The 26265-nt window shown below is 70.8% G+C and carries 25 protein-coding genes; 4 read left to right on the top strand and 21 right to left on the bottom strand.

Annotation, left to right across the window (positions count from 1 at the left end):
- Positions 1–6 precede the first annotated feature (6 nt).
- The 9 genes from ruvA to xylA form a co-directional block, all read right to left on the bottom strand.
- Positions 7–609, bottom strand: coding sequence for a Holliday junction branch migration protein RuvA (gene ruvA, locus ACIA03_RS16700; RefSeq protein WP_396984387.1), 603 nt, complete (start codon positions 607–609; stop codon positions 7–9).
- Complete coding sequence (gene ruvC / locus ACIA03_RS16695; RefSeq protein ID WP_396984912.1) at positions 606–1088, bottom strand: crossover junction endodeoxyribonuclease RuvC; 483 nt, start codon at positions 1086–1088, stop codon at positions 606–608. The genes ruvA and ruvC overlap by 4 nt, the downstream gene beginning before the upstream one ends.
- A gap of 128 nt (positions 1089–1216) precedes the next feature.
- Positions 1217–1984: a YebC/PmpR family DNA-binding transcriptional regulator gene (locus tag ACIA03_RS16690; RefSeq protein WP_396984385.1), complete on the bottom strand. Its 768-nt coding sequence runs from the start codon at positions 1982–1984 to the stop codon at positions 1217–1219.
- 107 nt (positions 1985–2091) lie between these two features.
- Complete coding sequence (gene pdxT, locus ACIA03_RS16685) at positions 2092–2664, bottom strand: pyridoxal 5'-phosphate synthase glutaminase subunit PdxT (RefSeq protein WP_396984383.1); 573 nt, start codon at positions 2662–2664, stop codon at positions 2092–2094.
- Positions 2661–3557 (bottom strand): pyridoxal 5'-phosphate synthase lyase subunit PdxS, encoded by an 897-nt coding sequence (gene pdxS / locus ACIA03_RS16680; RefSeq protein ID WP_141793124.1) that lies wholly within the window; start codon positions 3555–3557, stop codon positions 2661–2663. The genes pdxT and pdxS overlap by 4 nt, the downstream gene beginning before the upstream one ends.
- A gap of 78 nt (positions 3558–3635) precedes the next feature.
- Positions 3636–4409, bottom strand: a complete 774-nt coding sequence (locus ACIA03_RS16675; RefSeq protein ID WP_396984381.1) for an inositol monophosphatase family protein — start codon at positions 4407–4409, stop codon at positions 3636–3638.
- Positions 4406–5026: a phosphatidylinositol phosphate synthase gene (gene pgsA, locus ACIA03_RS16670; protein ID WP_165111565.1), complete on the bottom strand. Its 621-nt coding sequence runs from the start codon at positions 5024–5026 to the stop codon at positions 4406–4408. The genes ACIA03_RS16675 and pgsA overlap by 4 nt, the downstream gene beginning before the upstream one ends.
- 437 nt (positions 5027–5463) lie before the next feature.
- Entirely contained in the window at positions 5464–6858 is a 1395-nt protein-coding gene (gene xylB / locus ACIA03_RS16665; protein ID WP_396984378.1) for a xylulokinase, read from the bottom strand.
- A 10-nt stretch (positions 6859–6868) separates the two neighbouring features.
- Positions 6869–8026, bottom strand: a complete 1158-nt coding sequence (gene xylA / locus ACIA03_RS16660) for a xylose isomerase (protein WP_396984376.1) — start codon at positions 8024–8026, stop codon at positions 6869–6871.
- Between the two features lie 140 nt (positions 8027–8166).
- On the opposite strand from xylA, the gene ACIA03_RS16655 reads away from it, so the two are divergent.
- Complete coding sequence (locus ACIA03_RS16655) at positions 8167–9348, top strand: ROK family protein (protein WP_396984374.1); 1182 nt, start codon at positions 8167–8169, stop codon at positions 9346–9348.
- On the opposite strand, the gene ACIA03_RS16650 is transcribed toward ACIA03_RS16655, so the two are convergent.
- The 4 genes from ACIA03_RS16650 to ACIA03_RS16635 are packed head-to-tail and all read right to left on the bottom strand — an operon-like array spanning position 9345 to position 14943.
- Positions 9345–11747, bottom strand: coding sequence for a glycoside hydrolase family 3 N-terminal domain-containing protein (locus tag ACIA03_RS16650; protein ID WP_396984372.1), 2403 nt, complete (start codon positions 11745–11747; stop codon positions 9345–9347). The genes ACIA03_RS16655 and ACIA03_RS16650 overlap by 4 nt on opposite strands.
- A gap of 26 nt (positions 11748–11773) precedes the next feature.
- Positions 11774–12598 (bottom strand): carbohydrate ABC transporter permease, encoded by an 825-nt coding sequence (locus ACIA03_RS16645; RefSeq protein ID WP_396984370.1) that lies wholly within the window; start codon positions 12596–12598, stop codon positions 11774–11776.
- Complete coding sequence (locus tag ACIA03_RS16640; protein WP_396984368.1) at positions 12598–13632, bottom strand: carbohydrate ABC transporter permease; 1035 nt, start codon at positions 13630–13632, stop codon at positions 12598–12600. Before ACIA03_RS16640 ends, ACIA03_RS16645 begins: the two co-directional genes overlap by 1 nt.
- 21 nt (positions 13633–13653) lie before the next feature.
- Positions 13654–14943, bottom strand: a complete 1290-nt coding sequence (locus ACIA03_RS16635; protein ID WP_396984365.1) for an ABC transporter substrate-binding protein — start codon at positions 14941–14943, stop codon at positions 13654–13656.
- Between the two features lie 161 nt (positions 14944–15104).
- Here ACIA03_RS16635 and ACIA03_RS16630 point away from each other — a divergent pair, with 161 nt between their 5' ends.
- On the top strand, positions 15105–16133 hold the full coding sequence (locus ACIA03_RS16630; RefSeq protein ID WP_396984363.1) for a LacI family DNA-binding transcriptional regulator: 1029 nt from the start codon (positions 15105–15107) through the stop codon (positions 16131–16133).
- A gap of 124 nt (positions 16134–16257) precedes the next feature.
- Here the strand turns inward: ACIA03_RS16630 and ACIA03_RS16625 are convergent, their stop codons facing one another.
- The 3 genes from ACIA03_RS16625 to ACIA03_RS16615 are packed head-to-tail and all read right to left on the bottom strand — an operon-like array spanning position 16258 to position 19393.
- On the bottom strand, positions 16258–17526 hold the full coding sequence (locus tag ACIA03_RS16625; protein ID WP_396984362.1) for a sugar ABC transporter permease: 1269 nt from the start codon (positions 17524–17526) through the stop codon (positions 16258–16260).
- The gene (locus ACIA03_RS16620; protein WP_396984361.1) at positions 17523–18272 is read right to left on the bottom strand and encodes an ATP-binding cassette domain-containing protein; all 750 of its coding nucleotides are present in this window, start codon (positions 18270–18272) and stop codon (positions 17523–17525) included. Before ACIA03_RS16620 ends, ACIA03_RS16625 begins: the two co-directional genes overlap by 4 nt.
- A complete protein-coding gene (locus tag ACIA03_RS16615) occupies positions 18269–19393 on the bottom strand; it encodes a sugar ABC transporter substrate-binding protein (protein WP_396984359.1) in 1125 nt (374 codons plus the stop codon). The genes ACIA03_RS16620 and ACIA03_RS16615 overlap by 4 nt, the downstream gene beginning before the upstream one ends.
- Before the next feature lie 190 nt (positions 19394–19583).
- On the opposite strand from ACIA03_RS16615, the gene ACIA03_RS16610 reads away from it, so the two are divergent.
- A complete protein-coding gene (locus ACIA03_RS16610) occupies positions 19584–21743 on the top strand; it encodes an acyltransferase family protein (protein ID WP_396984357.1) in 2160 nt (719 codons plus the stop codon).
- Here the strand turns inward: ACIA03_RS16610 and ACIA03_RS16605 are convergent.
- A complete protein-coding gene (locus ACIA03_RS16605; protein WP_396984355.1) occupies positions 21733–22080 on the bottom strand; it encodes a hypothetical protein in 348 nt (115 codons plus the stop codon). The genes ACIA03_RS16610 and ACIA03_RS16605 overlap by 11 nt on opposite strands.
- A gap of 62 nt (positions 22081–22142) precedes the next feature.
- On the opposite strand from ACIA03_RS16605, the gene ACIA03_RS16600 reads away from it, so the two are divergent.
- The gene (locus ACIA03_RS16600) at positions 22143–22541 is read left to right on the top strand and encodes a MerR family transcriptional regulator (RefSeq protein WP_396984353.1); all 399 of its coding nucleotides are present in this window, start codon (positions 22143–22145) and stop codon (positions 22539–22541) included.
- 13 nt (positions 22542–22554) lie between these two features.
- Here ACIA03_RS16600 and ACIA03_RS16595 read toward each other — a convergent pair whose 3' ends face one another.
- From ACIA03_RS16595 to ACIA03_RS16580, 4 genes are read right to left on the bottom strand one after another with little or no spacing between them, the layout of a single operon-like run.
- A complete protein-coding gene (locus ACIA03_RS16595) occupies positions 22555–23091 on the bottom strand; it encodes an HIT family protein (RefSeq protein ID WP_396984910.1) in 537 nt (178 codons plus the stop codon).
- Positions 23092–23131: 40 nt separating this feature from the next.
- The gene (locus ACIA03_RS16590) at positions 23132–24424 is read right to left on the bottom strand and encodes an MFS transporter (RefSeq protein ID WP_396984351.1); all 1293 of its coding nucleotides are present in this window, start codon (positions 24422–24424) and stop codon (positions 23132–23134) included.
- Entirely contained in the window at positions 24421–25149 is a 729-nt protein-coding gene (locus ACIA03_RS16585; RefSeq protein WP_396984349.1) for a polysaccharide deacetylase family protein, read from the bottom strand. The genes ACIA03_RS16590 and ACIA03_RS16585 overlap by 4 nt, the downstream gene beginning before the upstream one ends.
- Positions 25146–26261: a galactosyldiacylglycerol synthase gene (locus ACIA03_RS16580; protein WP_396984347.1), complete on the bottom strand. Its 1116-nt coding sequence runs from the start codon at positions 26259–26261 to the stop codon at positions 25146–25148. The genes ACIA03_RS16585 and ACIA03_RS16580 overlap by 4 nt, the downstream gene beginning before the upstream one ends.
- Between the last annotated feature and the right edge of the window lie 4 nt (positions 26262–26265).

Genomic DNA, 26265 nt, shown 5'->3' with positions numbered 1-26265 from the left:
CGATCCTTATGCCTTCGAAAGAGTCCGCAGCGCTGCCCGGAGCAGCAGCGAGATGTTGGCCTGGTCGCCGGCCTCCGGCTCGATGGCGGTGACCGCCTTGTCGGCGTCGCGGGCGTTGTAGCCCAGGCCGATGAGAGCCTCGGTGACCTGGTCGCGCCACGGGGCGGCGCCCTGCTGCGCGGCTGCGGGCGCGGAGGCGGTGCCCGACGGCGTACCGATTCTGTCCTTGAGCTCCAGGATCACCCGCTGGGCGCCCTTCTGGCCGATGCCGGGGACCTTGGTGAGGGTCTTGGCGTCCTCGCCTGCGATCGCCAGGCGGATGCCGTCGGGCGAGAGGACCGCGAGCATCGCCTGGGCGAGCTTGGGGCCGACGCCGGAGGCGGTCTGGAGCAGCTCGAAGAGGGTGCGCTCGTCGGTGTCGGTGAAGCCGAAGAGGGTCAGCGAGTCCTCACGGACGACCAGGCTGGTCGGCAGGTGGGCCTCCTCGCCGGTGCGGAGCGTGGCCAGCGTGTTGGGGGTGCAGAGCAGCTCGATGCCGATGCCGCCGACCTCGACGACGGCGGTGGAGAGGCTGACGGCGGCGACCTTGCCGCGCACGGACGCGATCACTTCTTTGTCCTTCCGGCGGCGGCGAGCGCCGCCTCGATGCGGTTCTGGGCGCCTCCGCGCCACTGGTGGGTGATGGCCAGCGCCAGCGCGTCGGCGGCATCGGCGGGCTTCGGCGGGGTCGGGAGCCGCAGGATGCGGGTCACCATGGCAGTCACCTGAGCCTTGTCGGCCCGGCCGTTGCCGGAGACGGCGGCCTTGACCTCCGAGGGCGTGTGCAGCGCGACCGGGAGACCGCGCCGCGCGGCGCAGACCATCGCCAGACCGCTGGCCTGGGCCGTACCCATGATCGTGGAGACGTTCGAGCGCGCGAAGATCCGCTCGATCGCGACCGCGTCGGGCCGGTGCTCCTCGATCCAGGCATCGATCCCCTTCTCGATGGTCACCAGACGCTCCCAGACGGGAAGATCGGCGGACGTACGGATCACTCCGACGTCCACCATCGACAGCGGCCGGCCCAGCGAGCCGTCGACCACGCCCATCCCGCACCGGGTCAGGCCGGGGTCGATCCCAAGCACCCGCACGCCGTCACTCCCTCTGTCCTGATCGAACGCCTGTTCGTAGCGTACAGACTAGGGCTCGTCTCGCGTGCCCCTGACACGCCTCGACGTCAGGCGTCGACGGTCTCCATGACCTCGTCGGGGATGTCGGCGTTGGAGAAGACGTTCTGGACGTCGTCGAGGTCGTCGACGGCGTCGATGAGCTTGAAGACCTTCTCGGCGGACGAGGCGTCGGCGACCGGGATGTCCATGCTCGCGACGAACTGGACCTCGGCGGAGTCGTAGTCGATGCCGGCGTCCTGCAGGGCCGTGCGGACCGCGACCACGTCGGAGGGGTCGGAGACGATCTCGAAGGACTCACCGAGGTCGTTGACGTCCTCGGCGCCGGCGTCGAGGGTGGCCTCGAGGAGGTCGTCCTCGGAGACCTCCTTGCCCTCCTGCGCCTTGGCCACGACGACGACGCCCTTGCGGTCGAAGAGCCGGCTCACCGAGCCCGGGTCGGCCATGGTGCCGCCGTTACGGGTGACCGCGGTGCGGACCTCCATGGCCGCCCGGTTGCGGTTGTCGGTCAGACACTCGATGAGGAGCGCGACACCCTGGGGGCCGTAGACCTCGTACATGATCGTGTCGTAGCTGACCCCACCGCCGTCGAGCCCACCACCGCGCTTGACCGCGCGGTCGATGTTGTCGTTGGGAACCGACTGCTTCTTGGCCTTCTGGATGGCGTCGTAGAGGGTCGGGTTGCCGGCCGGATCAGGACCGCCGGTCTTGGCCGCGATCTCGATCGTCTTGATGAGCTTGGCGAAGAGCTTGCCGCGCTTGGCGTCGATCGCCGCCTTCTTGTGCTTGGTCGTTGCCCACTTTGAGTGGCCGCTCATCGTTGAACCGTCCTTTGCCCCACGTCGTCGTCTCTGCTTGTCGAGCCGCCTCCGGAGTCGTCACAGGGCAGCAGGTGCCCATTGTAACTACGTGGCGTGCTGCACCGTCAGCAGCAGGTGTCCAGGAAGAGCCGGTGCAGCCGGTCGTCGGCGTTGACCTCGGGATGGAAGCTCGTGGCCATCAGCTGGTTCTGGCGTGCGGCGACGGGGTGACCCTCGACGCTCGCCAGCACCTCGACGCCGTCACCGATCTCCTCGACCCACGGCGCCCGGATGAAGACGCCGTGGACCGTTCCCTCGAGGCCGGTGACCTCGAGATCGGTCTCGAAGGACTCGGTCTGCCGCCCGAAGGCGTTGCGCCGGACCGTGATGTCCAGCCCGCCGATGGTCTCCTGGCCTTCCGCCCCGTCGAGGAGGCGGTCGGCCAGGAGCACCATGCCGGCGCAGGTGCCGAGCGCCGGCATCCCGGTGCGGACGCGGTCGCGGAGGGGGTCGAGCAGCTCGAACGTACGGGCCAGGCGCCACATCGCCGTCGACTCACCGCCGGGGAGGACGAGGGCGTCGCACGCGTCGAGCTCCTCCCGACGGCGTACGGACGTCCCTTTCACCCCCAGGCGGTCGAGGGCGGCGAGGTGCTCGCGGACGTCGCCCTGGAGGGCGAGTACGCCGACGGTGGTCACCAGCCGCGCTCCGCGAACTGGATCGACCGGGCCGGCTCGTCGACGTTGATGCCGACCATGGCCTCGCCGAGGCCGCGGGAGACCTTGGCGATCACGTCGGGGTCGTCGTGGAAGGTGGTCGCCTTGACGATCGCCTCGGCACGCTGGGCCGGGTTGCCGGACTTGAAGATGCCGGAGCCGACGAAGACGCCCTCGGCGCCGAGCTGCATCATCATCGCCGCGTCGGCCGGGGTGGCGATGCCACCGGCGGTGAAGAGAACGACCGGGAGCTTGCCCTCCTTGGCGACCTCCTTGACGAGCTCGTAGGGCGCCTGCAGCTCCTTGGCCGCGACGTAGAGCTCGTCGTCGGCGAGCGCGCCGAGGCGGCGGATCTCGCGACGGATCGTACGCATGTGGGTGACCGCGTTGGACACGTCACCGGTGCCGGCCTCGCCCTTGGAGCGGATCATCGCCGCACCCTCGGTGATGCGGCGCAGGGCCTCGCCGAGGTTGGTCGCGCCGCACACGAACGGCACCGTGTAGGCCCACTTGTCGATGTGGTTCTCGTAGTCGGCCGGGGTCAGCACCTCGGACTCGTCGATGTAGTCGACGCCCAGGGACTGCAGCACCTGCGCCTCGGCGAAGTGGCCGATGCGGGCCTTGGCCATGACCGGGATGGAGACGGCCTCGATGATGCCGTCGATCATGTCGGGGTCGGACATGCGGCTCACGCCACCCTGGGCGCGGATGTCCGCGGGGACGCGCTCGAGCGCCATCACCGCCACCGCGCCGGCGTCCTCGGCGATCTTCGCCTGCTCAGGGGTGACCACGTCCATGATCACGCCGCCCTTGAGCATCTCCGCCATTCCTCGCTTGACGCGCGAGGTTCCCGTCTCATTCGTGCTTGTTGCCATGAGGCGATCGTAGGTCGGGATCGGACGTACGCCACCCTCGGAAAGGCCTGCTCAGGCCACTGTTGCCAAAGTGGACTGCTAGGAGGCCAGTGCTTCCACGGCCTCGGCCACCGCGGCCGGCGCGCCCGCCAGGGACCAGAGGACCCCGCCGGCCTCGACCTGAGCGGTCGTGCCGCCGACGCCAAGGACGAGGGCTGCACCCGGGAGGCGGTCCCAGTCGGGGACGGAGTGCTGGCAGAAGAGGTGGAGCTTGCCCTGGGCGATCGCGGTGAGGTCCATCGAGCCGGAGCCGAGGATCCGGATGGAGGCGGCCTGGCTGGCGACGCGGACGTAGGCCTCACCCACCGGGTGCCTCAGCTGGGCGGGGTGGAGGTAGGTCGTCAGGCAGGCCAGGGCGAGCGGAGTGTCCAGCACCGGGTCGAGGCGGACGCCGTTGCGGGTGGTGGGCAGCTCGGGCCCGCCGACATAGACGGCGTCCTCGGCCGGCGAGTAGATCGCACCCAGGACGAGGTCGTCGCCGTCGGTCAGTGCCAGCGCCGAGCACCACCATTCGAGGCCGCGGACGAAGTTGTAGGTGCCGTCGACCGGGTCGATGGTCCATACCCGGCCGGTCGCCGACTCCCGGGTGGAGCCCTCCTCCCCGAGGATGCCGTCGCCGGGGTGCTCGGCGGCGAGGCGGTCGACGATCGCCTTCTCGGCGGCCTTGTCGGCGGCGGTCACCACGTCGGAGACCGAGGTCTTGGTCTCGATCGAGTCGCCGATGCCCGCGTGGCGCATCTTCGCGGCGAGCGAGCCGGCGCCGCGGACGAGCTCTGCGGCCAGACGTACGTCTGCCTCGGTCGGCCTGGTCACGACGCCGCCTCCTCAGCGAGGGCCTGGCGGCGGACGGTCCAGACGCGCTGTCCGACGGTGACGGTCGAGGCGACGGCCAGGATCCACAGTGCGATGTAGATGAGCAGGTCGAGGTCGAAGATGCCGGCGAAGCCGGTCATCACCAGGACCAGGACGAGACGGTCGGCGCGCTCGGCGATGCCGACGTTGGCGGTGAAGCCCAGCGACTCGGCGCGGGCGCGGGCGTAGGAGGTGACCGCGCCCATCACCACGCACCACAGGGTGAGCGCGAGGTAGAGGTCGGAGTCGCCCGGACCGGCGAAGTAGAGCGCCAGGCCACCGAAGACGGCGCCGTCGCCGATGCGGTCGAGGGTGGAGTCCCAGAAGGCGCCGAACTTGCTCGTGCGGCCGACGGCACGCGCCATCGCGCCGTCGATCAGGTCGCTGAAGACGAAGCAGGTGATGAAGATCGTGCCGGCCAGCAGTTCGCCGCGGGGGTAGAACGCCAGCGCCCCGACCGCTACTCCGATGGTGCCGACGAGCGTCACGGCGTCGGGGCTGATCTTCAGCGCCACGAACAGCCGGACGATGGGCGCGAGGACGACTCCCTGGACGAAGCCTTTGATGTGATCCAACATGGCGCGGCCACGCTATCGGAAACTGCCGAGGCGTCACTGGCGCGCGCCGAAACGTCACTCACAATCTGCCGAGGCGTCGCTCACGTCGGGCGCGTCGGGCGCGTCGGGCGAAGCGTCGGGCGCGTCGGGCGCGTCGGGCGAAGCGTCGGCCGCGTCGGGCGAAGCGTCGGCCGCGTCGGGCGAAGCGTCACTCCCGTCGGGCGAGAAGTCAGTGGGTGACGTCTCGGCCGACCGAAGTGACGTCTCGGCCGACGTACGTGACATCTCGACCGACCGAAGTGACGCCTCGGCCGACGTACATGACGCCTCGACCGACGTACGCGACCCCTCGATCGACCCAGCCGACGCCTCGGCCGACCCAGCCGACGCCTCGGCCGACCCAGCCGACGCCTCGGCCGACCCAGCCGACGGCTCGGCCGACCGGGGCGACGGCTCGGCTAGACGCCTTCGGTCAGATCGCGGACCTCGGCGTAGCGGGAGCGGACGGCGGGGTCGGGGTCGGCCTCGTACGTCTCGGTGCCGGCCAACTCCCAGGAAGGGGGCTCCTCGCCGCCGACGAGGGTCCAGGCGGCCTGGCGGGCGGCGCCGTCGGCGACGTACTCCCCCGGCTCGGGGACGAGGACGGGGTGGCCGAGGACGACGGGGGCGAGGCGGCGTACGGCCTCGGAGCGGGCACCGCCGCCGACGAGGAGTACGCGGTTGACCGCGACGCCCTGGGCCTTCAGGGCATCGATGCCGTCGGCGAGACCGCAGAGCAGTCCCTCGACGGCGGCGCGTGCCAGGTGGGCGGGCTCGGCGGTGGCGAGGGTCAGTCCGTGGATCACGCCGCGGGCCGACGGGCGGTCGGGGGTGCGCTCGCCCTCGAGGTAGGGCACCAGGACGAGGCCACCAGACCCCGAAGGAGCCGAGAGCGCCAGCCGGGAGAGCTCCTCGTGGCTCACCCGGAGCAGCCGGGTGGTGGCGTCGAGGACGCGCGCGGCGTTGAGGGTGGCGACCAGCGGCAGGTAGCGGCCGGTGGCGTCGGCGAAGCCGGCCACGGTCCCCGACGCGTCCGAGGTCGGTGTCTCCGAGACCGCGCAGGCGACGCCGGAGGTGCCGATGGACACGACCACGTCGCCGGGCCGGGCACCCACACCGAGAGCCGCGCCGGCGTTGTCGCCGCAGCCTGGGCCGAGCAGAGCCTCGGAGGACGTACGTCCCGCCGCCGCCGACGGCGCGAGGACCTCCGGCAGCACGACATCGTCGCGCCCGAGGGCGCGCTTGAGCAGGTCACGGCGGTATTCGCCGGTCACCGCGGAGTAGTAGCCGGTGCCACTGGCGTCACTCCGGTCCGTACGCAGCGCCGCCAGCCCCGGCGCGCCGGCGAGCTTCCAGGTCAGCCAGTCATGGGGCAGGCAGACCGCCGCGACCCGGGCGGCGGCGTCGGGCTCGTGCTCGGCCAGCCAGCGCAGCTTGGTGGCCGTGAAGCTGGCCACCTGCACCGAGCCGACCGCCTCGGCCCAGGCCGCAGCGCCGAGCTCGGAATTGAGCGCGGCGGCCGCGGCGGCCGAGCGGGTGTCGTTCCACAGCAGCGCGGGACGTACGACCTCTCCGGCCTCGTCCAGACACACCATCCCGTGCTGCTGCCCGCCGACGGAGACCGCGGCGACGTCGTCGAGCCCGCCGGCCGCCTCGGCGGCCGACTCGAGCGCGGTCCACCACGCCGCCGGGTCCACCTCCGTCCCCTCGGGGTGGGGCGCGGCACCGGAGCGCACCAGCGCCCCGGTCTCCGCATCACGGACGACGACCTTGCAGGACTGGGTCGAGGAGTCGACCCCGGCGACGAGCGACATGCGTGGCAACCTAACGAAGCCCGAGCAGGTGGTCCATGGCGAGCTGGTCGAGATGCTCGAAGCCGAACCCGTGCGTGGCCATCGCGTCGATGTCGTAGGTCTCCTCTCGAAGCGTCGCCAGCGACTCGCCCTCGGCCAGGGTCGGCGTGGCCAGCTCCGAGAGCCCCGACGCCTCGAGAGCCGAAGCGACCTCGGGGTCGGAGCGGAAGGCGGCCGACTTCGCCTTCAGCGCCAGGTAGTTGCGCATGCAGCCCGCGGCGGAGGCCCAGACACCGGCCTCGTCCTCGGTGCGCGGCGGCTTGAAGTCGAAGTGGCGCGGGCCCTCGTAACCGTGGGTCTCCAGCAGGTCCACGAGCGCGAAGGCACCGCGGAGGTTGCCGGCACCGAAGCGCAGGTCCTGGTCGAAGCGGGGCCCGTGCTGGCCGTTGAGGTCGATGTGGAAGAGCTTGCCCGCCCACAGCGCCTGCGCGACCCCCGCCGCCATCGACATGCCGGCCATCTCCTCGTGGCCGACCTCGGGGTTCACGCCGACCATCTCGGGGTGCTCGAGGGTCTCGATGAAGGCGAGCGCGTGGCCGATGGTCGGCAGCAGGATGTCGCCGCGCGGCTCGTTCGGCTTGGGCTCGATGGCGAAGCGCATCTCATAGCCCTGGGAGATGACGTAGTCGCAGAGCAGGTTCACGCCCTCCTGGTAGCGGTCCAAGGCGGAGCCGATGTCCTTGGCGAACGCCGACTCGGCGCCCTCGCGCCCGCCCCACATCACGAACGTCTCCGCGCCCAGCTCGGCGGCCAGGTCGATGTTGCGGGCGGCCTTGGCCAGGGCGAAGCGACGTACGGAGCGGTCGTTGGAGGTGAACGCACCGTCCTTGAAGACGGGGTGGCCGAACAGGTTGGTGGTCACCATCGGGGTGACCAGGCCGGTATCGGCCAGCGCCTTGCGGAAGCTGGTCAGCGCGGCGTCCCGCTCGGCGTCGGTGGCCTCGAAGGCGAAGACGTCGTTGTCGTGGAACGTCACGCCCCAGGCGCCGAGCTCGGCGAGCTTGTGGACGGCGTGGGCCGGGTCCATCGGCGGCCGCGTGCCGGGGCCGAACACGTCGACGCCCTGCCAGCCGACGGTCCACAGACCGAAGGTGAACTTGTCGTCCGGGGTGGGGGTGTACTCCGTCATAGCCTTGCTTCCTCACTTTAGTTCACGACTCGGACTATCTAATCCAGATCAAACGCGATGGACGTCACATTGTCAACCGCTCCCACGCCTGAAAGCCCGGTCGGTTGACCTCAAGTTCAGAACTTGGTCTAATCCCATCCATGACGGTCCGAACCGAGCCTTCCCAGCATGCCGGGATGCGGGCGAGCAACCTCGCGCTCGTGCTCGGCGAGGTCGCCCGCACCGGCCCGGTCTCCCGAGCCCGGGTCGCCGTGCACACCGGTCTGACGAAGTCGTCGGTGTCCGGGCTGGTGACGGATCTGATCTCCGCCGGCCTGATCGGGGAGAGCGGTCCGGCCTCGACCGAGCGTGGCCGGCCGGCCACGGCGCTCACCCTCGCCCCTGGAGGCGCCGCCGGCCTCGGCCTGGAGATCAACGTCGACTACCTGGCCGCCATGGTCACCGACCTGACCGGCGCGCCGCGCTACCACCAGGTCGTACGCCGCGACAACCGCGACCGCGAGGTCGGCGACGTGGTCGCCGACCTCATCGAGGTGGCCAACACGGCCGCCGGCAGCGCGGCCGCCCAGGGTCTCCCCCTGGCCGCGGCATGCGTGGCGGTGCCTGGGCTGACCGTCGACGGCACGGTCGTGCGTACGCCCAACCTGGGCTGGACCCAGGTCGATCTCGCCGCCGCGATCCAGGAGGGCACCGGGCTCGAGGTCGACCTGGAGAACGAGGCCAACCTCGCGGCCCTCGGTGAGATGTGGTTCGGCGGCCATGAGCACGAGGGCGCGCCGCTGCGCGACTTCGTGCACGTCTCCGGTGAGATCGGTATCGGCGGTGGCATCGTCGTCGGGGGCGAGGTCTTCCGTGGGGCCCACGCCGGTGCCGGCGAGCTCGGCCATGTCGTGGTCGCCCCCGGCGGCCCGCGGTGCGGCTGCGGCGGCCACGGCTGCCTGGAGCGGATGGCCGGCCAGCAGGAGATCCTCGCCCGAGCCCAGCAGGCGACGATGGCCGACCTCACCCAGGCCTGCGCGGCGGGCGACCAGGCCGCACTCGATGCCGTCGCCGACGCCGGCCGTCACCTCGGGGTCGCGCTCTCCTCGGTGCTCACCCTCCTCGACCCCGCCGCGATCGTCCTCGGTGGCGCCTTCGCGACCCTCGCGTCCTGGCTCACCACGGCGACCGCGGCCTCGATCAGCCACCACACCGGTGCCGCCGAGCAGCCCAGGCTGCTGGTCTCCGGCCTGGGCAGCGACGCTGCCGTGCGCGGGGCGGCCGGGACCGTCGTACGCCGCGTCATCGCCGATCCCGCCGCCCACCTCGCCCGGCGCCCCTAGGACGTGACCGTCGCCGTGGTGATCCGCCGGTCGGCGGGGCCGACACGGTGGACCTCGCCGGTGATGGTGACCAGCGCCTTGTCGCTGCCGGACCCACCGGCGGCCGAGGCGGCCTCGACGCCGGAGAGCTCGGCGATGCCCTCGGCGACCGCGGTGGCGACCTTCTCCCCGGCCGAGGCGGCCACCCACACCTCCACGTCGCCGGGCTCGACGACGCGGGTGAGGCTGCGGTCGGTGAAGGCCAGCCGGGTCGTGGGCACCTCGAAGCGCACCGTCGCCGACTCGCCGGGACCCAGCGCGACCCGCTGGTAGCCGAGCAGCTGGGTGACCGGTCGCACCACGGAGGCCAGCAGGTCGCGCCCGTAGAGCTGCACCACGTCCACGCCCGCGACCTCACCGAGGTTGGTGACGGTCACCTCGACAGCGAAGGTGCCACCGGCCACGACCGATCGGTCGGCGGAGAGCCCGCTGTAGCCGAAGGTGGTGTAGGAGAGCCCGAAGCCGAACGGGCGCGCCGGGGTCGGGTCGGTGCTGGTGACCTCGGAAGGACCGCCCAGCAGCGGCTGCAGGTAGCTGTAGGGCTGGGTGCCGGAGACCCGCGGCATCGAGACCGGCAGCCGCCCCGACGGGTTGACCGCACCGGAGATGACGCGCGCCAGCGCCGGTCCGCCCTCCTCGCCGGGGAAGAACGCCTGCAGCACCGCGGCCGGACGGGTCTCCTCGTCGAGCGCCCAGCCGATGGCGTACGGCCTGCCGGTGACGACCACGAGCACGACCGGTGTCCCCGTCGCGACGATCTCGGAGACCAGCTCGCGCTGGACACCGGGGAGCTCGAGCGACTCGGAGTCGTTGCCCTCCCCCACCGTGCCACGGCCGAAGAGCCCGGCCTGATCGCCCACGACGACGACCGCCACATCGGCCGCGGAGGCCGCCGCGACCGCGGCCGGGAAACCGGAGCGGTCCGAGCCCTCGACCTCACATCCCGCGACGACCTCGTAGGAGGATGCCCCGAGCTCGGCCCGAAGCGCCTCGGCGATCGTGGGCAGCTCGATGCCGAGCGGCTCGTCGGGATAGCTCGCCATCACGTGGTTGACGAAGGAGTAGCAGCCCATCAGCGCCTCGGACCGGTCGGCGTTGGGGCCGATGATCGCCACCTTGGCCGGCGTCTCCCGCAACGGCAGCAGACCGTCGTTGCTGAGCAGTACCACCGACTCCTCGGCCAGCCGGCGCGCCAGCGCTCGGTGGGCCAGGGAGTCCAGGTCGACCGATGCCGGCGGCCCGTCCGAGAGACCGGCGACGAAGGACTCGTCCAGCAACCCGAGCGACTCCTTCTGCGCGAGCGCGCGGAGCACGGCCCGGTCGACGAGCGACTCGGAGACCTCGCCGGAGCGGATCAGCGCGGTGAGCGGCTCGAGGTAGGCATCTCCCGACGGCAGCTCCACGTCGACACCGGCCTCCAGGGCCAGCGCCGCGGCCCGCCCGCGGTCGGCGGCGACGGCGTGCATCACCGCGAGGAACGCCACCCCGAAGTAGTCGGCGACCACGACCCCGTCGAAACCCCAGGTCTGGCGCAGCAGCGTGGTGAGATGTTCGACCGAGGAGTGCTGCGGCACCCCGTCGATGTCGTTGTAGGACGCCATCACCGACCTCGCGCCGCCGTCCAGCACCGCCATCTCGAAGGGCGGCAGATAGATGTCGGCGACCTCGCGGGGCCCCGCGGAGACGGGCGCGTGGTTGCGGCCGGCGCGCGAGCCCGAGTAGCCGACGAAGTGCTTCAGCGTGGCGTGCACGCCGGCGGACTGCAGCCCCCGGACGTACGCCGTCGCGACCGTCCCGACGAGATAGGGATCCTCGCCGATGGCCTCCTCGCAGCGGCCCCAGCGCGCGTCGCGGATCACGTCGAGCACCGGGGCGAGCCCCTGGTGCACGCCGAGGGCACGCATGTCGGCGCCGATCATCGTGGCCATCTCCTCGACGACCTCGGGATCGAAGCTGGCGCCCCAGGCCAGCGGCGTCGGGAAGGTCGCGGCCTGCCAGACCGCCAGCCCGGTGAGGCACTCCTCGTGGACCAGGGCCGGGATCCCCAGCCGGGTCTGCGAGACCAGGCGTCGCTGCTCGGTCCACAGCCACGCGGCGCGCTCGGCAGGGTCGACCGGCCGGGTGCCGTACACGCGGGTGTAGTGGCCCAGGCCGTGGGCGGTGAGCTCCGAGAGGCGGCGGTCCTCGCCGCCCTCGATGTCGCGAGTCATCTCGTTGGCCATCGGCGCGACCACGTCGCCGCCGCGGTCGAGCCAGTAGCCCACGATCTGGGCGAGCTTCTCCGCCAAGGTCATCCGCGCGTGCAGGTCGCGCACGCGCTCGGAGACCTGCGGCCAGGCAGGCAGCGGTGCGTCGGTCATCGGTTCAGTCACAGGGGGTGTCCGTTCTAGCCCTTGACCGCACCCTGCAGGCCGCTGACGAGGCGGCGCTGGAAGGCGAGGAAGAGCACCAGGGCGGGGATCATCGCGAGCGTGGTGAACGCGAGGACCCCGGCGGTGTCGGCGGAGTGCTCGGTGGAGAAGTCGGCGACGCCGAGCGGGAGCGTGCGCATCTGGTCCTGGAGCAGCAGGAGCGGAAGCAGGTAGGCGTTCCACGAGGTGACGAAGGCCAGCACCCCGACGGTGATCATCCCGGGTGCCGACAGCGGCATCAGGACCCGCCAGAAGATGCCGATCCGTCCGGCACCGTCGATCAGCGCCGCCTCCTCCAGCTCCTTGGGCAGCGCCATCAGGAACGGCCGGAGGATGACCACCGTCATCGGCAGCGCGAACGCCGCCTGCGGGAGGGCCACTCCCCACCAGGTGTTCGCCATGTGCAGGTTGCGGGTGATGATGATGAACAGCGGGATGATCGCCACGGCCGCCGGGAAGAGCAGGCCGAGCACGAAGACCATGAACAGCGCCTCGCGCCCCCGGAACTGGTAGCGAGCCAAGGGGTACGCCGCCATCAGCCCGAACACGACGGTCACCGCCGTGGTGATGATCGCGATCATCGTCGAGTTGAGTGCGTACTGCCAGAACGAGGGGTTCGACAGCACGCCGGCGTAGTTGCTCCACACCCACGGGTCGGGCAGCCCGGCCGGCTTGTCGGCGAGCTGGGCGTTGGTGCGGAAGCCGCCCATCGCCCCGTAGAGGACCGGGCCGAGGGTGATCGCGACCACGATCAGCGCGATCAGGTAGACCCACAGGTTGCCGCGGATGGCTCGGGACATCACGCCACCGCCTTTCGCTTCGTACGAGGGGCGTCGTCGGAGACGTCACGACGCAGGATGAGGACCTGGTAGGCGAGAGCCATCGCGAACGCGATGACGAACAGGATCACCGAGGCCGCACCCGCGATGCCGTAGTTGTGCCGCTTGGTGCCCTCGTCGATGAGGTACGTCGCCATGGTGGCGGTCGCGTCCGCGGGACCGCCCTGGGTGAGCACCCAGATCATGTCGAAGCACTGGATGGAGCCGATCATGGACAGGAAGGCCCAGGTACGCATGGTGGGGCCGAGCAGCGGGATCGTGATCTGCCGCTGGGTCTGCCACCAGGACGCACCGTCGAGCTGGGCGGCCTCGTAGAGCTCCTCGGCGATGCCCTGCATCCCCGCCAGGAAGAGCAGCACGGCCAGGCCGAGATACTTCCAGGTCAGCACCAGGAGCACGATCCACAGGGCGTACTCCGGGGTCCCGAGCCAGCCCTGCTCGGGTGGGGTGAGCCCGATCTGCGCGGTGAACGCGTCGATGAAGCCGTACTGCGGCTGCAGCAGCTGCAGCCAGACCACCGCGGCGATGACCTCGGCGAGGACGTACGGCACGAAGATGACGGTCCGGAGCAGGCCCTGGCCGGCCATCCTGCGGTTGAGCAGCAGCGCGATCGCCACCCCCAGCGGGAGCTGGAGCAGGATCGAGCCCACCACGATGACCAGGTTGTGGCCGACCGCGCTGCGGAAGACCTCGTCGCCGAGGACCTCGGCGTAGTTCTCGAGACCGACGAAGTCGGTCAGGTCGCCGAAGCCCTTCCAGTCGTAGACCGAGAAGCGCACCGCGGTGACGATCGGCCAGGCTACGAAGAGGGCGATGAGGGCGAGCGCTGGGGTGACGAAGACAAGGATCTCCAGGCGTTTGCGCCAGGCGTCACCACGCCAGGTCGGATCGGCAGAGCCGGTCCCCCCGGGACCGCCGGGCGCCCGGCGTACAGCTCCTGTACGCCGGGCGTCCGATGTGGCGTGCCCTGGCGCCGCCGTCGCGGGTTCGGTCACGTCGGATGTCACAGGGTCAGCTCACTTTTCCTTGTCGGCGGCGGCCTGGGTGGCCTTGACGATGTCGGCGGCCGAGCCCTTTCCGGCGAACACGTTGACGATGGCGTCGTTCATCGCGCCACCGACGGACTGCCCGAAGGCGGTGTCGAAGTAGAGCTGGACGTACGGAGCGCTGTCTCGCACCTTGATCAGGTCGGCCAGCGCCGGGTCGGTCAGCGCGCCGGTCGCGTCGGGGTTGGTCGGCAGGCCCATCCCGTTCTTCGCGAAGCCCGTCTGGACCTCGGTGGAGAGGAGGTACTTCACGAAGTCGACCGAGGCGTCGGGGGCACCCTCGGAGACCGCCCAGGCGTCACCGCCACCCATCTGCGCGGCCGGGTCACCCTGGCCGCTCTCGATCTGCGGGAACGCGAACCAGCCGGTCTTGTCCCCCAACCCCTTCTTGTCCTCCGTGATCCCCTGCATCACTCCGGGCTCCCAGTGGCCGGCGAGCTCCATGGCGACCTTGCCGGTCGCGAGAAGGCCGGAGGCCGAGGTCGGGCCCTCCTGGGCACCGGTGGAGAGGAAGCCGTTGTTGAACGGCTTGTGGGCCACGATGTCGGCGAGGTCGTCGCCGGCCTTCTCGAAGCAGGCGTCGGCGAAGTCGAGGCTCTTGACCGCCGAGGTGAGGATGTCCTCAGAGCACTCCCGGACCGCGGTCCAGTAGTAGTAGTGCGCGGCCGGCCAGGCGTCCTTGGCGCCGACCGAGACCGGCTGGATCCCCGCCGCCTCGAGCTTGTCGACGGCGGCGTAGAAGTCCGCCATCGTCGTCGGCGCGGCGGTGATGCCGGCCTTGGCGAAGAGGTCCTTGTTGTACCAGAACCCGACGACGCCGATGGAGAACGGCAGCGCGTACGTCTTGTCGTCGACCTGCCAGCCGGCGACGGAGCCGCCGATCATGTCGATCTCGTCGCTCGCGTCCTCGGACAGGTCCTTGGTCAGGCCCGCCTCGACGTGGTCGGCGAGCTCGCCACCGCCACGCTCCATGTAGACGTCCGGGATCTGCTCGGGGTCACCGCTCTGGAAGGCGGCGTCGAGCTTGGTGAGCATGTCCTCGTGGGCGAAGGCCTGCACCTTGACGTCGACGCCGGGGTTGGCCAACTCGTAGTCCTTGGCGACCTGCTCGTAGTAGCCCTTACCGGGATCGTTGTTGGAGTTGTGCCACCAGATGATGGTGTTGTCGTCGCCACCGGAGTCGCCCGAGCCGCCACAACCGGTGGCGGCAATCATCAATCCGGCGCACAGCGCGGCGAGCGCTTGTGTCTTCCTCGACATCTTGGGACCTCTTCGTCACAGCTCTGGATGTATGGGTGATGTGACTGCCGCCACATTGTCGGGGTCGAGCATGGCGGGTCGAGGACGGTGGTGTCAATCGTTGTCGATAACGTTTTCGTAGATGGTTATCAACATGCCCCAAGTGGGCTACTGTCAGGGGCATGAGCACGCTCGACCAGCCCCGCCCCCGCCGGGTGACGATCACCGACGTCGCCCGCGAAGCAGGGGTCTCGGTGGCCACCGTCTCGAAGGTGATCAACGAGCGCTACGGAGTCAGCGAGGCGACGAGCGAGAAGGTCCTCGCGGTGATCGACCAGCTGGGCTACCAGTCCTCGCTGATCGCCTCGAGCCTGCGCCGCAAGTCCACCGGCGTCATCGGCGTGCTCGTCGCCGAGTTCGAGCCCTACTCGGCCGAGCTCCTCAAGGGCATCTCGGCGGCCCTGGACGGCACCGGCTACGAGCTCCTGGCACACGCCGGCCGCACCGGCGCCCACAACCACACCGGTTGGGAGCGCCGGTCACTATCCCGCCTGGGCCACACCCTGATCGACGGCGCGATCGTGGTCACGCCGTCGATGATCATCACCGACGAGACCACCATCCCGGTCGTCGCGATCGACCCTCACACCGGACCCGACGGCCCGATGACCGTCGACGCCGACAACATCACCGGTGCCCGGCTCGCCGTCGACCATCTGATCGGGCTCGGTCACCGGCGCATCGGGTTCCTCGGCGGCCGTCCCGATCTCCGCTCGGCGGCCCTGCGCGAGCAGGGTTACCGCGAGGCCCTCTACGACGCCGGCCTGAGCGTCTCCCCCGACCTGATCCGGGTGGGCGGCTACCACCCCGAGGTCGCCGAGGCACCGGCCCGCGAGCTGCTCTCGCTCCCGGCCGGCGAGCGACCCACCGCCATCTTCGCCGCCAACGACATCTCCGCGATCAAGGTCATCGAGGTCGCCGGCTCGCTCGGCCTGCGCGTGCCCGAGGACCTCTCGGTGATCGGCTTCGACAACGTACCCGAGGCCCGCGACGCCACTCCGCCGCTCACCACCGTCGCCCAGCCGCTCCACGAGATGGGCCGGGCCGCCCTCGGGCTCCTGCTCGAGCTGCTCGAGGGCAAGCAGACCGAGCGTCATCTGCGGCTGCCCGCCGAGCTGGTCGTGCGCAGCAGCACCGCGCCGCCGGCCTGAGCCTTCGTCAAGGCGGTGTCCTGAGCCTGTCGAAGGGTATGCAGCGAAAGGCGCACATCCCGCGCGGAACTCCGCTGGGGATGTGCGCCTTCGCCTGCATACCTTGACGAAGGAACGCGGGCCGCTACACGTGCCCCGTAGCCGACGCCCGCCTCCGGGAGAGCGCGTCGACACTGGCCGCGACCAGGAGCACCACGCCGGTGACCATCCAGACGGTGCCCTGCGGCTGGTCGAGCAGGCCCATGCCGTTGTCGATGACGGCCACCACGGTGCCACCGATGACGGCGTCGACGACGCGACCCTTGCCGCCGAAGAGCGAGGTGCCGCCGATGACGGCGGCGCCCACGGCGTAGAGCAGGGTGGTCTCGCCACCGGTGTTGGGGTTCACCGAGTTGGTCCGGCTGGCGATCATGATGCCGGCCATCGCCGCCATGGTGGAGCAGAGGACGAAGCACGACAGCCGCACCCGGAACACGTTGATCCCGGCCCTACGCGCCGCCTCGGCGTTGCCGCCGACCGCGTAGACGTGCCGGCCCCAGGCGGTGCGGGTCAGCATGAAGGTGAGCACGATCAGCAGGCCGACGATCACCAGCAGCGAGACGGGCACCCCCTTGAGCGAGGTCAGCGCCGGGTTGCGGCTGCGCTCGCCGGAGAGATAGCCGACCACCGCGAGCACGACGACCGTCAGCAGCGCGGTCTTCAGGGCCCACTGCAGGATAGGCTGCACGGTGAGGTTCTTGGCCCGGCGACGCGCATCGGCGACGTACGTCGTGGCCGCATAGCCCACGATGCAGGCGATGCCGAGCGCCCAGCCGAGCCAGACCGGCAGGTTGGAGTTGTTGAGGCCGTTGATGAAGTCGTTGCGGTAGGGAATCGTCCCGCCCTCACCGATCATCGTCAGCAGCACGCCCTGCAGGCCGAGGAACGCGGCCAGGGTGACCACGAACGACGGGATCCCGAGCCTGGCCACCAGCAGCCCGATGAGCAGGCCGATCACCGATCCGGCGATCAGCGCCGCCAGCAGCGCCAGGATCAGCGGCCACTCCTGCCGGGTCAGGAACACCCCGAGCACCCCGGCACAGGTGCCGCCCGCGAACCCCGCCGACAGGTCGATCTCGCCCAGCAGCAGCACGAAGACCAGGCCCATCGCGAGCACGGTGACGCCCGCCGACTGGCCGATCAGGTTGGCGAAGTTGAACGAGTTGGTGAACTGCTCAGGACGCAGCACGGAGAAGACCACGACCAGCGCGACCAGACCCAGCACGGCCGGCAGCGAGCCGACCTCACCACCTCTGAGCTTGGCCAGGTAGGCCCGGACGATCCCACCCAGCGAGTTGTCGGGCTCCGGATCCGGTGCCGCAGCGAGCGTCGGGTCATCGGTTTCGATACTCATGCCGCGCCTCCTTCGGGAACGACGCCGGTGGTGATCGCCTCCACGACCCGTCCGCGGGTCGTGGAGGTGGCCTCGATCTGGCCGACCATGCGACCCAGATAGAGGATGGCGATGTCGTCGGCGACCTCGAAGACGTCGTTGAGGTTGTGGCTGATCAGCAGGACGCCGAGGCCCCGGTCGGCCAGGCGACGCACCAGCCGGAGCACCTGCTCTGTCTGCGCCACCCCGAGAGCCGCGGTCGGCTCGTCGAGGATGACCATCTTCGAGTTCCACAGCACGGCCCGGGCGATCGCCACGGTCTGGCGCTGGCCGCCGGAGAGGGACGCGACCGGCGTACGCACCGACTTCAGCGTACGCACCGAGAGACCGTCGAGCGTCTCGCGAGCGCGCTGCTCCATGTTGTCCTCGTCGACCAGCCGCAGCCGTCTCATCTCCCGGCCGAGGAACATGTTGTGGACGACGTCGAGGTTGTCGCACAGCGCGAGGTCCTGGTAGACGACCTCGATCCCGAGCGCGGCGGCGTCCTTCGGGCTGGTCACCTTCACCGGCTCACCCTCGAAGAGGTAGTCACCGGCGTCGAAGAGGTGGATGCCGGCCACCCCCTTGACCAGGGTGCTCTTGCCGGCGCCGTTGTCGCCGACGAGCGCGGTGACCCGGCCGGCCTGCACCGTGAGGTCCACTCCGCGCAGGACCTGCACGGCGCCGAAGGACTTCTCGACGCCGCGCAGCTCCAGCAGCGGACTCACTGAGGCACGCCGTTCTCGGTGCACAGGTCCGCGATCGCGCCGGCGCACACCTCGGCGGAATCGGCCTGACCGTCCTTGATCACGGTCCCGACCGACTCCTTGGTGACCCAGACGGGCTCGGCGAGCACCGAGGGCACGTCCTTGCCGGCCTCGGTGTCCTTCACGGACCCGGTGGCCAGCGCCGAGGCGGCGTCCTTGTCGCCGCTGATCAGCGCGATCGCCAGGTCGGCGGCGGCCTTGGCCTCGAGCGCGGTGTTCTTGTAGACGGTGCCGCACTGGAAGCCCTGCAGGATGTTCTGCAGGCCCTCGACCGAGGCGTCCTGGCCGGTCACCGGGATCTTGCCCTGCACCTTGTTGGCCTTGAGCCGGGCGATGATGCCCCCGGCCATGGTGTCGTTGGCGGAGATCACGCCGTCGATCTTCCCGCCGTTGGAGGTGTACATCTGGTCGAAGACCTGCCCGGCCTTGGTCGCGTCCCACTCCCCCGACTGGTCGCCGACCAGCTTGTAGGTGCCGTCGTCGATCTTCGGCTTGAGCGCCTTCTCGTAGCCCGACTTGAACAGCGCCGCGTTGTTGTCGGTGGCCGCGCCGTTGACGTAGACGATGTTGCCGCCGGACTTGCCCGCGGCGGTGATGCACTCGTCCAGGCCCGCGCCCATCAGCTCGCCGACCTTCACGTTGTCGAAGGAGACGTAGTAGGAGGCACCACCGTTGAGCGTCAGCCGGTCGTAGTCGATGCTCGTCACGCCCGCGTCGGCGGCCTTCTTCAGACAGGCGGTGCCGGACTCGGAGTCGAGGTTGGTGATGATGATGACCTTGACGCCCTCGTTGATCATGCTGTCGCAGAGCTGGCCGAACTTGGCCGTGTTGCCCTGGGCGTTCTGGATCGTGGCCTTGAGGTCGGCGTCCTTGAACGCCTTCTCGAGGTTGGGCCGGTCCTGGGACTCCCATCGGGGAGACGTGGTCGCGTCGGGCAGGATCACCCCGACGTCGGTGCCGCCCGAGCCGCCCGAGCCGCCGTCACCTTCATCCGAGCCTCCGCCACATGCCACGAGCGATGCGGTCGACAGGGTCGCGACCGCGGCGACCGCGAAAAAGCGGCCGATCTTGTGCGTGTTCATCGTCGAACTCCTCAGTCCTGGGTGTGATCTAAGTCACGTCGGGTGCAACCTATCTCCTTCAGTGGTGATGTGAAGCGGTTCTGAGGAGATCTCGACGGCGGATTGATAACGGCCGTATGCCTTCACGTCACCACTGCTCGTTACGGTGCGACGGCCACCACCCCACCGACTCCACCAGAACAGCGATCACGTGACCGTCATCTCGGATTTCCGCACTCCCCCGACCACCCGAGCCGACAGCGAACCCAAGAGCCCCAAATCTGGGCAGACCTCGGGACACATCAGCGAGATCCACGGCCTGCGCGGCATCGCCCTGGCGCTGGTGGTCGCCTTCCATCTCTTCGGCAACGGCCGGGTCTCGGGCGGCATCGACGTCTTCCTGGTGATCTCCGGGTTCCTCGCCACCCGGTCGCTGGTGGGCAAGGCCGAGCGCGGCCAGGTGAAGCTGGGCGAGCACTACGGACGTACGTTCGCCCGGCTCGCCGCACCGGCCCTGATCGTGCTGGCCGCCACGGCCGTGCTGATGGTGGTCTTCATCCCGCAGACGCTGTGGACCCAGACCACCCGCGAGATCATCGCGTCCGCGACCTACCTGCTCAACTGGGAGCTCATCTCCAGCCAGCTCTCCTACGGCGCGGCGGGGCCGTCCTCCACCCCGGTGCAGCACTTCTGGTCGCTCGCGGTGCAGGGACAGTTCTTCCTGGTGTGGCCGCTGGTGGTCGTCGGCCTCGCCTTCGTGCTCCGTGTGGCCCGCGGACGGCTCGGCCTCGCCCGGGTGCTGTTCGTGCTGACCGCGGCCGCGTTCGCGGTCTCCTTCTTCTACGCGATCAAGGTCTCCGGGTCCGACCAGGCCGCTGCGTACTTCAACTCATTCACCCGCTTCTGGGAGATCGGCGCCGCCGCCCTGACCGCGCTCGCACTGCGCCGCGTGAGCCTGCCCGAGAGGATCAAGCCGTACGCCGCATGGACCGGTCTCGCCCTGGTCGGGAGCTGCGGATTCGTGATGGACGGCGCCGACCACTTCCCGGGGCCGCTGGCCCTGTGGCCGGTCACCGGAGCACTGCTGGTGATGGCCGGCTCGACCCCGTCGACACGAGGGCCCCGGCGCCTGCTGGAGGCCCGGCCGCTACGGTTCGTCGCCGACATCTCCTACGAGCTCTACCTGTGGCACTGGCCGCTGCTCATCGCCTGGCTCTACTACGCCGGCGACGAGCGGCTCACCCTCGCCTCCGCCGCGGGCGTGCTGGTCGTCTCGACCCTGCTCGCCTGGGCGACCAACCGGCTGGTGACCCGGCAGGTCCAGACGTACGTCATCAGGCCCGGCGGTCCACGGGCCCTGGTCGCCACCCTGGCTGCTCTCGTGGTCGCGGTCGGGGCCGGCTGGGGCGGCCTGGTCGCGATCGACCGCTCCGAGGACCGGGCGATCGCGGCGGCGGCCAGGCTCGCCACCGCCGACCCCTACACGACCGAGTGCCTCGGCGCGGCGTCGCTGGCGGCGAGCTCCGCAGGAGACGTCTGCCGCAACCCCGAGCTGCGTGGCGAGCTGATCCCGGCGGTGGCCGTGATCGGCGAGGACGATGACAACCGCAGCCAGTGCTGGTCCTTCGAGGAGCGGCCGGTGAGGTTCAGCGCCTGCCCGAACGGTGCCGTCGAGGGCTACGAGAAGCGCCTGCTGATGATCGGCGACTCCCACGCCGTCGCCCCGGTCGGCGCGCTCGACCTGATCGGCAAGCAGCGCAACTGGCGCATCGACGTCGCCGCCCGCGCCGCCTGCCACTGGAACGCCCGGCCGCTCGGCCGCAACGTCGCCGACAACCGCCCCGCCTGTGCGGAGTGGAACCGGCAGCTCGAGGCCTACCTGCGGGCACCTGAGCAGCAGGACCTCGACGCGATCATCGTCACCCACTCGGCCCGCAAGACGACCCAGCCGCTGGGCGGGGAGACGCCCTACGAGTCCACCGTCAACGGCCTGGTCGAGGCCTGGAGCCACCGTCCCTCGACCGACGTCCCGGTGATCGCGCTGGTCGACAACCCGATGTTCGAGCCCGACAACGCCGCCTATCTCCGCACCACGCTGGGCTGCATCCAGCGGCACTCCCCCGAGACCGCCGGCGAGGCGTGCGGGCGGCCGCGCGCGGACGTACTCGTCAAGGATCCGCATCGCGACGCCGTCGCCCGCGACCCCAACGCTCATCTGGTCGACATGACCGACCTCTTCTGCGAGGACAGGGTCTGCCCGGCGGTGATCGGCAACGTGATCGTCTACCGCGACGGCAACCACATCACCTCGCGCTACGCCCGCACGCTGGCGCCCTATCTCGGCCAGGAGCTGGCCGAGATCATCGGCTAGGGCCGATGGTCAGGAGCTCATCCAGGATGGCGATGTCGGTGGCACCGATGCCGGCGGTGCGCCACTCGATCTGCTCGCCCTCGGCGTCGACCTCATAGGAGAGGAACGGGCAGCAGGCCGCTTCGCGGCGAACCAGGTCGAGCACCCAGGCGCGTACGTCGGTTCGGTCGGCGAACCGGAAGGTCGTGGAGGTCTCGTCGGACTCGCGGGCCAGCAGTGCCTGGTCGAAGAGGCGGCGGTACTCGGCGAGACGCTCCGCGAGCGAGTCTTCGGCCGCGGTCATGTCGCAGGCCACAGGGGCGTTCGGGGTGGCTGAGATCGAGAGCAACGTGGTCATGCCCGTGACCGTAAACTCTGGACCATGGTCCAGAGTCAACCCTCGACGGAGAGTGGTGTGCGATGAGCGAGTCGCGGATGCGCATCGGGGAGTTCTCCCAGCGGGCGGGAGTCTCTGTCGACGCGGTGCGGTTCTACGAACGCCGCGGGGTGCTGCCTCCTGCGCCGCGGACCGATGGCGGCTATCGGACGTTCGACGACCACGACCTGGAGCGGGTGCGGCTGACCAAGCAGCTCCAGCAGCTCGGCCTGACCGTGGGTGAGGTCGTCGATGCCCTCACCTTCCACGGCGCCGAGGGCGAGGCGTGCGCAACGGAGCGCTGGCGCCTCGAGCAGGTCGAGGTCCGGATCGCGGCGCAGCTGGCCGAGCTCCGTCGCACCCGCCGCCTCATCCGGGAGACACTCGCGGCCTGCGAGGCCGGGCACTGCCTCCTCGCCGGCGGGGAGGGCACCGAGGGGTAGCGAGCGCAGCCGGCTACGCCCACGCCTGCGCGAGCAGCTCGCGGGTGTCGGTGAGCAGCTGCGGCAGGGTCTTGGTGCGGCCGATGATCGGCATGAAGTTCTGGTCGCCGATCCAGCGGGGCACGATGTGCTGGTGCAAGTGGGCGGCGATGCCGGCACCGCCGGCGGTGCCCTGGTTCATGCCGATGTTGAACCCCTCGGCCCGCGAGACGCCGGCGAGGGTGCGTACGGCCTGCTTGGTCAGCACCGCCATCTCGGCGGCCTCCTCGTCGGTGGTCTCGACGTAGCCGGCGATGTGACGGTAGGGGCAGACCATCATGTGGCCCGGGGCGTACGGGTAGAGGTTGAGCACCACGAAGCAGGTCTCGCCGCGGTGGACGACCAGGCCCTCGGCGTCATCGAGGGTCGGCACGCGGCAGAACGGGCACTTCGTCTCCGACGGGTCGCTGGGCTTGTTCTCCCCGCGGATGTAGGCCATCCGGTAGGGCGTCCACAATCGCTCCAGCCCGTCGCCCTCGCCGATGCCGTCCTGGGTGAGCACCCCGTCCATCTCCGTCACGCGGCACAGACTACTTAACCCCCTCACAGGGTCATGCGGGTGCTTCCCCGCCCCGCACCGCGCCCCGACGACGGGTGACGTGGAGGAGCAGCGCGAAGGCGGCGACCTGCAGCCCACCGATCACCCCGGCCAGGACCGGGACGTGACCGGTGACCAGCGCACCTGCCAGCCCGCCGCCGGCGAGCGCGCCGAGACCCTGGACTGCGGCGAAGACACCGTAGGCGGTGGCTCGCCGAGAGGCGGGGACGAGATCGGCGACATACGCCTTGACCGTCGAGTCCTGGATGCCGTAGGCCACGCCCCACACCACGACGCCGGCCAGCACCAGCCAGAGCTGGGAGGCGAAGACACACATCGGCACCAGCGCGACGAGGACGGGGACGACCAGGAGCACCCGGCTGCCCCGGCGGTCGAAGAGGTGGCCGGTGCCGAGCGCCGCGACGGCCTCGACCGCCATCGCGAGCGCATAGACGAGGGGGACGGCGGCCGCGAGGAGGAGACCGTCGTCGACCATCCGGAAGGAGATGACGCCGAACGTCATCAGACCGGCGGTCATCAGCGCGGCGGCCAGCGAGAAGAGGTGGAACGTACGCGGCAGGTCGCTGCCCGTCACGGCTCTGCCGAGCGCCGCGAGCGCGCTCGACGCCGGGGCGGCCGCGCCGAGGCCGTCGGCCGGGTCGGCCTCCGGCTCGGTCACGATCGGCGCCCGGCGGCGCAGCTGGGCCAGCAGAACGAGCGAGAGCGCACCGGGGACGGCGAGGAGGGCGAAGCCCGGCCAGATCAGCCCGGTCGCGGCGGCGACGCCGGCGAGCAGGAGCGGCCCGGAGAAGGCCCCGACCTGGTCCATCGCCTTGTGGACGGCGAACCCCTTGCCGCGGCCGGTGGAGGTGGCCATCCGAGCCAGCAGGGCCGACTTCGCCGGGCTCCGGACGGCCTTCCCGGTGCGCTCGAGCAGGATCAGGGTCGCGGCGACCGCGAGCCCGGCACCGCCGAGGAACGGCGCGACCGCGAGCAGCGGGACACAGACTGCGGTCATGGCGTAGCCGAGCACGGTCAGCCGCCAGTGGTTGTGACTGCGGTCGGCCCACACGCCGGTGGCCAGCCGCAGCACGAGCGCGATCCCCTCACCTGCGCCGGTGATCAGGCCGACGGTCAGAGCGGAGGCGCCGAGACTGCCCAGAAAGGGACCCGCCATCGCCCGCATGCCCTCGTAGACCATGTCGGCGCAGAGGCTGACGAGACCGAACGCGAAGACCGCGCGCCACGGCGTCCAGATCCGGGGCCCGCGCGTGGATGTCTCGTCGGAGGGCGATGTCTGCTTCACATGGACCTGTTCTCGCTGGGGACGTCACGCCAGTGGTCACCGAGAGGGCCGATGCTCGCCGAGGCCAGCGGGCCGGCCAGGAGCTGCTCGGTCGCGTCCAGCGTACGCCGCCAGTCTCCGTGCGGCGCACGCCGATCGGTGTCGTGGAGCAGGATCGTCCCACCGGGTCGCAGCGTGCGCAACACGGTGGCGACGACCGTCGCCGCGGTGGCCCCACGCTCCCACTCCCGGCCCCAGGTCGTCCACAGCACGGGTCTCAGGTCGAGGGCACGGCACGCGAGAACGGCCTCCCCGCTGAGCACCCCGTACGGCGGCCGGAACCAGGTGAGCACGGTTCCGCCGATGTCCTCGAGAGCGTCGCGCGCATCGCGGAGGTCGCGGACGAGCCGGGTGGGTGGCGCTGCCAGGGTGCAGCGGTGGGTCCAGCCGTGGATGGCCAGCTCGTGTCCTTCCTGCCGGATCCGCCGGATCAGGTCAGGGTGGGCGACCGCCTGCTCGCCGAGCACGAAGAAGGTCGCGTGCCGCTCGTGCGCGGCGAGGAGGTCGAGGAAGGCCGGTGTGCTGGCCGGGTCGGGACCGTCGTCGAAGGTGAGCGCGATGTGCTCTCGGCTGCTGACTCCCGACAGCCTCGGGTTCCACCGGCGGCGCAGCGGGCCGACCGCGGTGAGCGCGGGCCCGGCCGTGGCAATGGCGGCCCCCACACCGACCGCGGTGAGGGGGTTCATGCCGCCACGCTCGCGGGTACCCGCCCCAGCAGCAGGTCGACGACCTCCGGGGCGTCCTGCGGAAGGCGGTTGTGGCGGTCGGCCGGGCTGGCGCCCGCCAGCAGCCTCGACAGCTCCTGCGGCGTACGTGCCCAGGGGATCAGCCCCGCCGCCTCGAGGTTGACCGAGTTGGCGACGCCGTGGCCGGGCAGCGGCCGGTAGGTCACCACGGGCGCGCCGGAGGCCAGCGCCTCCAACGAGGTGAACCCGCCGGCGTTCTGCACGACGTGGTCGCAGGCGCGCATCAGGTCCGGGATGTCGTCACGCCAACCCAGCGCGACCACGCCCGGGATCCGGCCCAGGCGTCGTCGCAGCCGGGCGTCGGTGCCGCACAGGACCACCGGCGTCATCGGGCTGTGGGCGAGCAGGTCACGGGCAGTGGCCTCCAGCTGACCCATGCCCAGGGAACCGCCGGTCACCAGGGCCCAGGGGCCCTCGATGTCGCCGGGGAACGGTTCGCAACGGAGCGTCACCGATGACGGCTGACGCTCCGGGATGAGCGGCCGCACCACCTCCGTACGCCCGCCCCATGCGCGCGCCTCGGCCGCGGCGATCTCGTGGATGGCGAGGTTGAGGTCGACCCCTGGATGGATCCACAGCGCGTGCACGGAAGTGTCGGTGAGGTAGGTGGCCACCGGCACGTCCAGCGCGCCGCTCAGGCGGGCGTGTCCGAGCGCCTGCGCTCCGAAGGGATGGGTGGTGACCACGAGGTCGCACCCTCGCGTCGTCTCGATGACGCGGGTGGCCAGACACCCGAGCAGCCAGGTCACCAGCCGGTGGGCCGGTCGGCCCGGTTCGAGCAGGCGCAGGGTGCTGCCCCAGGAGCGTGGGCTGCAGCGCAGCTGCGCGTAGTAGACGGCGCGCAGGATCGGTCCGAGCCGCCACGGCAGCAGGGTCACGATGTCGTGGGTCTCGACCTCGCAGCCGGCGGCCGTCAGGACACGAGCGATCTCCCGGGCCGCGGCGTCGTGGCCGGCGCCGTAGCTGCCGGTGATCACCGCGACCCGGGGCGCCGCCGTGCCCGAGCTGAGAGCGAGCAGCGGGGCGGCGGGGAGGGGAATGGTCTGGGTCATGCCC

The sequence above is a fragment of the Nocardioides sp. NPDC051685 genome, assembly GCF_044453405.1.
Lineage (GTDB): Bacteria > Actinomycetota > Actinomycetes > Propionibacteriales > Nocardioidaceae > Nocardioides.
Note: the sequence above shows the minus strand (reverse complement) of the source record. Positions and strands in the feature narration are given on the sequence as shown.

Excerpts from the sequence above, each read along its gene's own strand:
- ACIA03_RS16650 (WP_396984372.1), bottom strand. The coding sequence starts at position 11,747 with ATGACCGACGCACCGCTGCCTGCCTGGCCGCAGGTCTCCGAGCGCGTG.
- ACIA03_RS16600 (WP_396984353.1), top strand. The coding sequence starts at position 22,143 with ATGAGCGAGTCGCGGATGCGCATCGGGGAGTTCTCCCAGCGGGCGGGA.
- ACIA03_RS16625 (WP_396984362.1), bottom strand. The coding sequence starts at position 17,526 with ATGAGTATCGAAACCGATGACCCGACGCTCGCTGCGGCACCGGATCCG.
- ACIA03_RS16645 (WP_396984370.1), bottom strand. The coding sequence starts at position 12,598 with ATGTCCCGAGCCATCCGCGGCAACCTGTGGGTCTACCTGATCGCGCTG.
- pdxS (WP_141793124.1), bottom strand. The coding sequence starts at position 3,557 with ATGGCAACAAGCACGAATGAGACGGGAACCTCGCGCGTCAAGCGAGGA.
- ACIA03_RS16605 (WP_396984355.1), bottom strand. The coding sequence starts at position 22,080 with ATGACCACGTTGCTCTCGATCTCAGCCACCCCGAACGCCCCTGTGGCC.
- ACIA03_RS16615 (WP_396984359.1), bottom strand. The coding sequence starts at position 19,393 with ATGAACACGCACAAGATCGGCCGCTTTTTCGCGGTCGCCGCGGTCGCG.
- ACIA03_RS16635 (WP_396984365.1), bottom strand. The coding sequence starts at position 14,943 with ATGTCGAGGAAGACACAAGCGCTCGCCGCGCTGTGCGCCGGATTGATG.
- ACIA03_RS16580 (WP_396984347.1), bottom strand. The coding sequence starts at position 26,261 with ATGACCCAGACCATTCCCCTCCCCGCCGCCCCGCTGCTCGCTCTCAGC.
- ACIA03_RS16655 (WP_396984374.1), top strand. The coding sequence starts at position 8,167 with ATGACGGTCCGAACCGAGCCTTCCCAGCATGCCGGGATGCGGGCGAGC.
- xylB (WP_396984378.1), bottom strand. The coding sequence starts at position 6,858 with ATGTCGCTCGTCGCCGGGGTCGACTCCTCGACCCAGTCCTGCAAGGTC.
- ruvC (WP_396984912.1), bottom strand. The coding sequence starts at position 1,088 with ATGGGCGTGGTCGACGGCTCGCTGGGCCGGCCGCTGTCGATGGTGGAC.
- ACIA03_RS16690 (WP_396984385.1), bottom strand. The coding sequence starts at position 1,984 with ATGAGCGGCCACTCAAAGTGGGCAACGACCAAGCACAAGAAGGCGGCG.
- xylA (WP_396984376.1), bottom strand. The coding sequence starts at position 8,026 with ATGACGGAGTACACCCCCACCCCGGACGACAAGTTCACCTTCGGTCTG.
- ACIA03_RS16630 (WP_396984363.1), top strand. The coding sequence starts at position 15,105 with ATGAGCACGCTCGACCAGCCCCGCCCCCGCCGGGTGACGATCACCGAC.
- pgsA (WP_165111565.1), bottom strand. The coding sequence starts at position 5,026 with ATGTTGGATCACATCAAAGGCTTCGTCCAGGGAGTCGTCCTCGCGCCC.
- ACIA03_RS16595 (WP_396984910.1), bottom strand. The coding sequence starts at position 23,091 with ATGGACGGGGTGCTCACCCAGGACGGCATCGGCGAGGGCGACGGGCTG.
- ACIA03_RS16585 (WP_396984349.1), bottom strand. The coding sequence starts at position 25,149 with ATGAACCCCCTCACCGCGGTCGGTGTGGGGGCCGCCATTGCCACGGCC.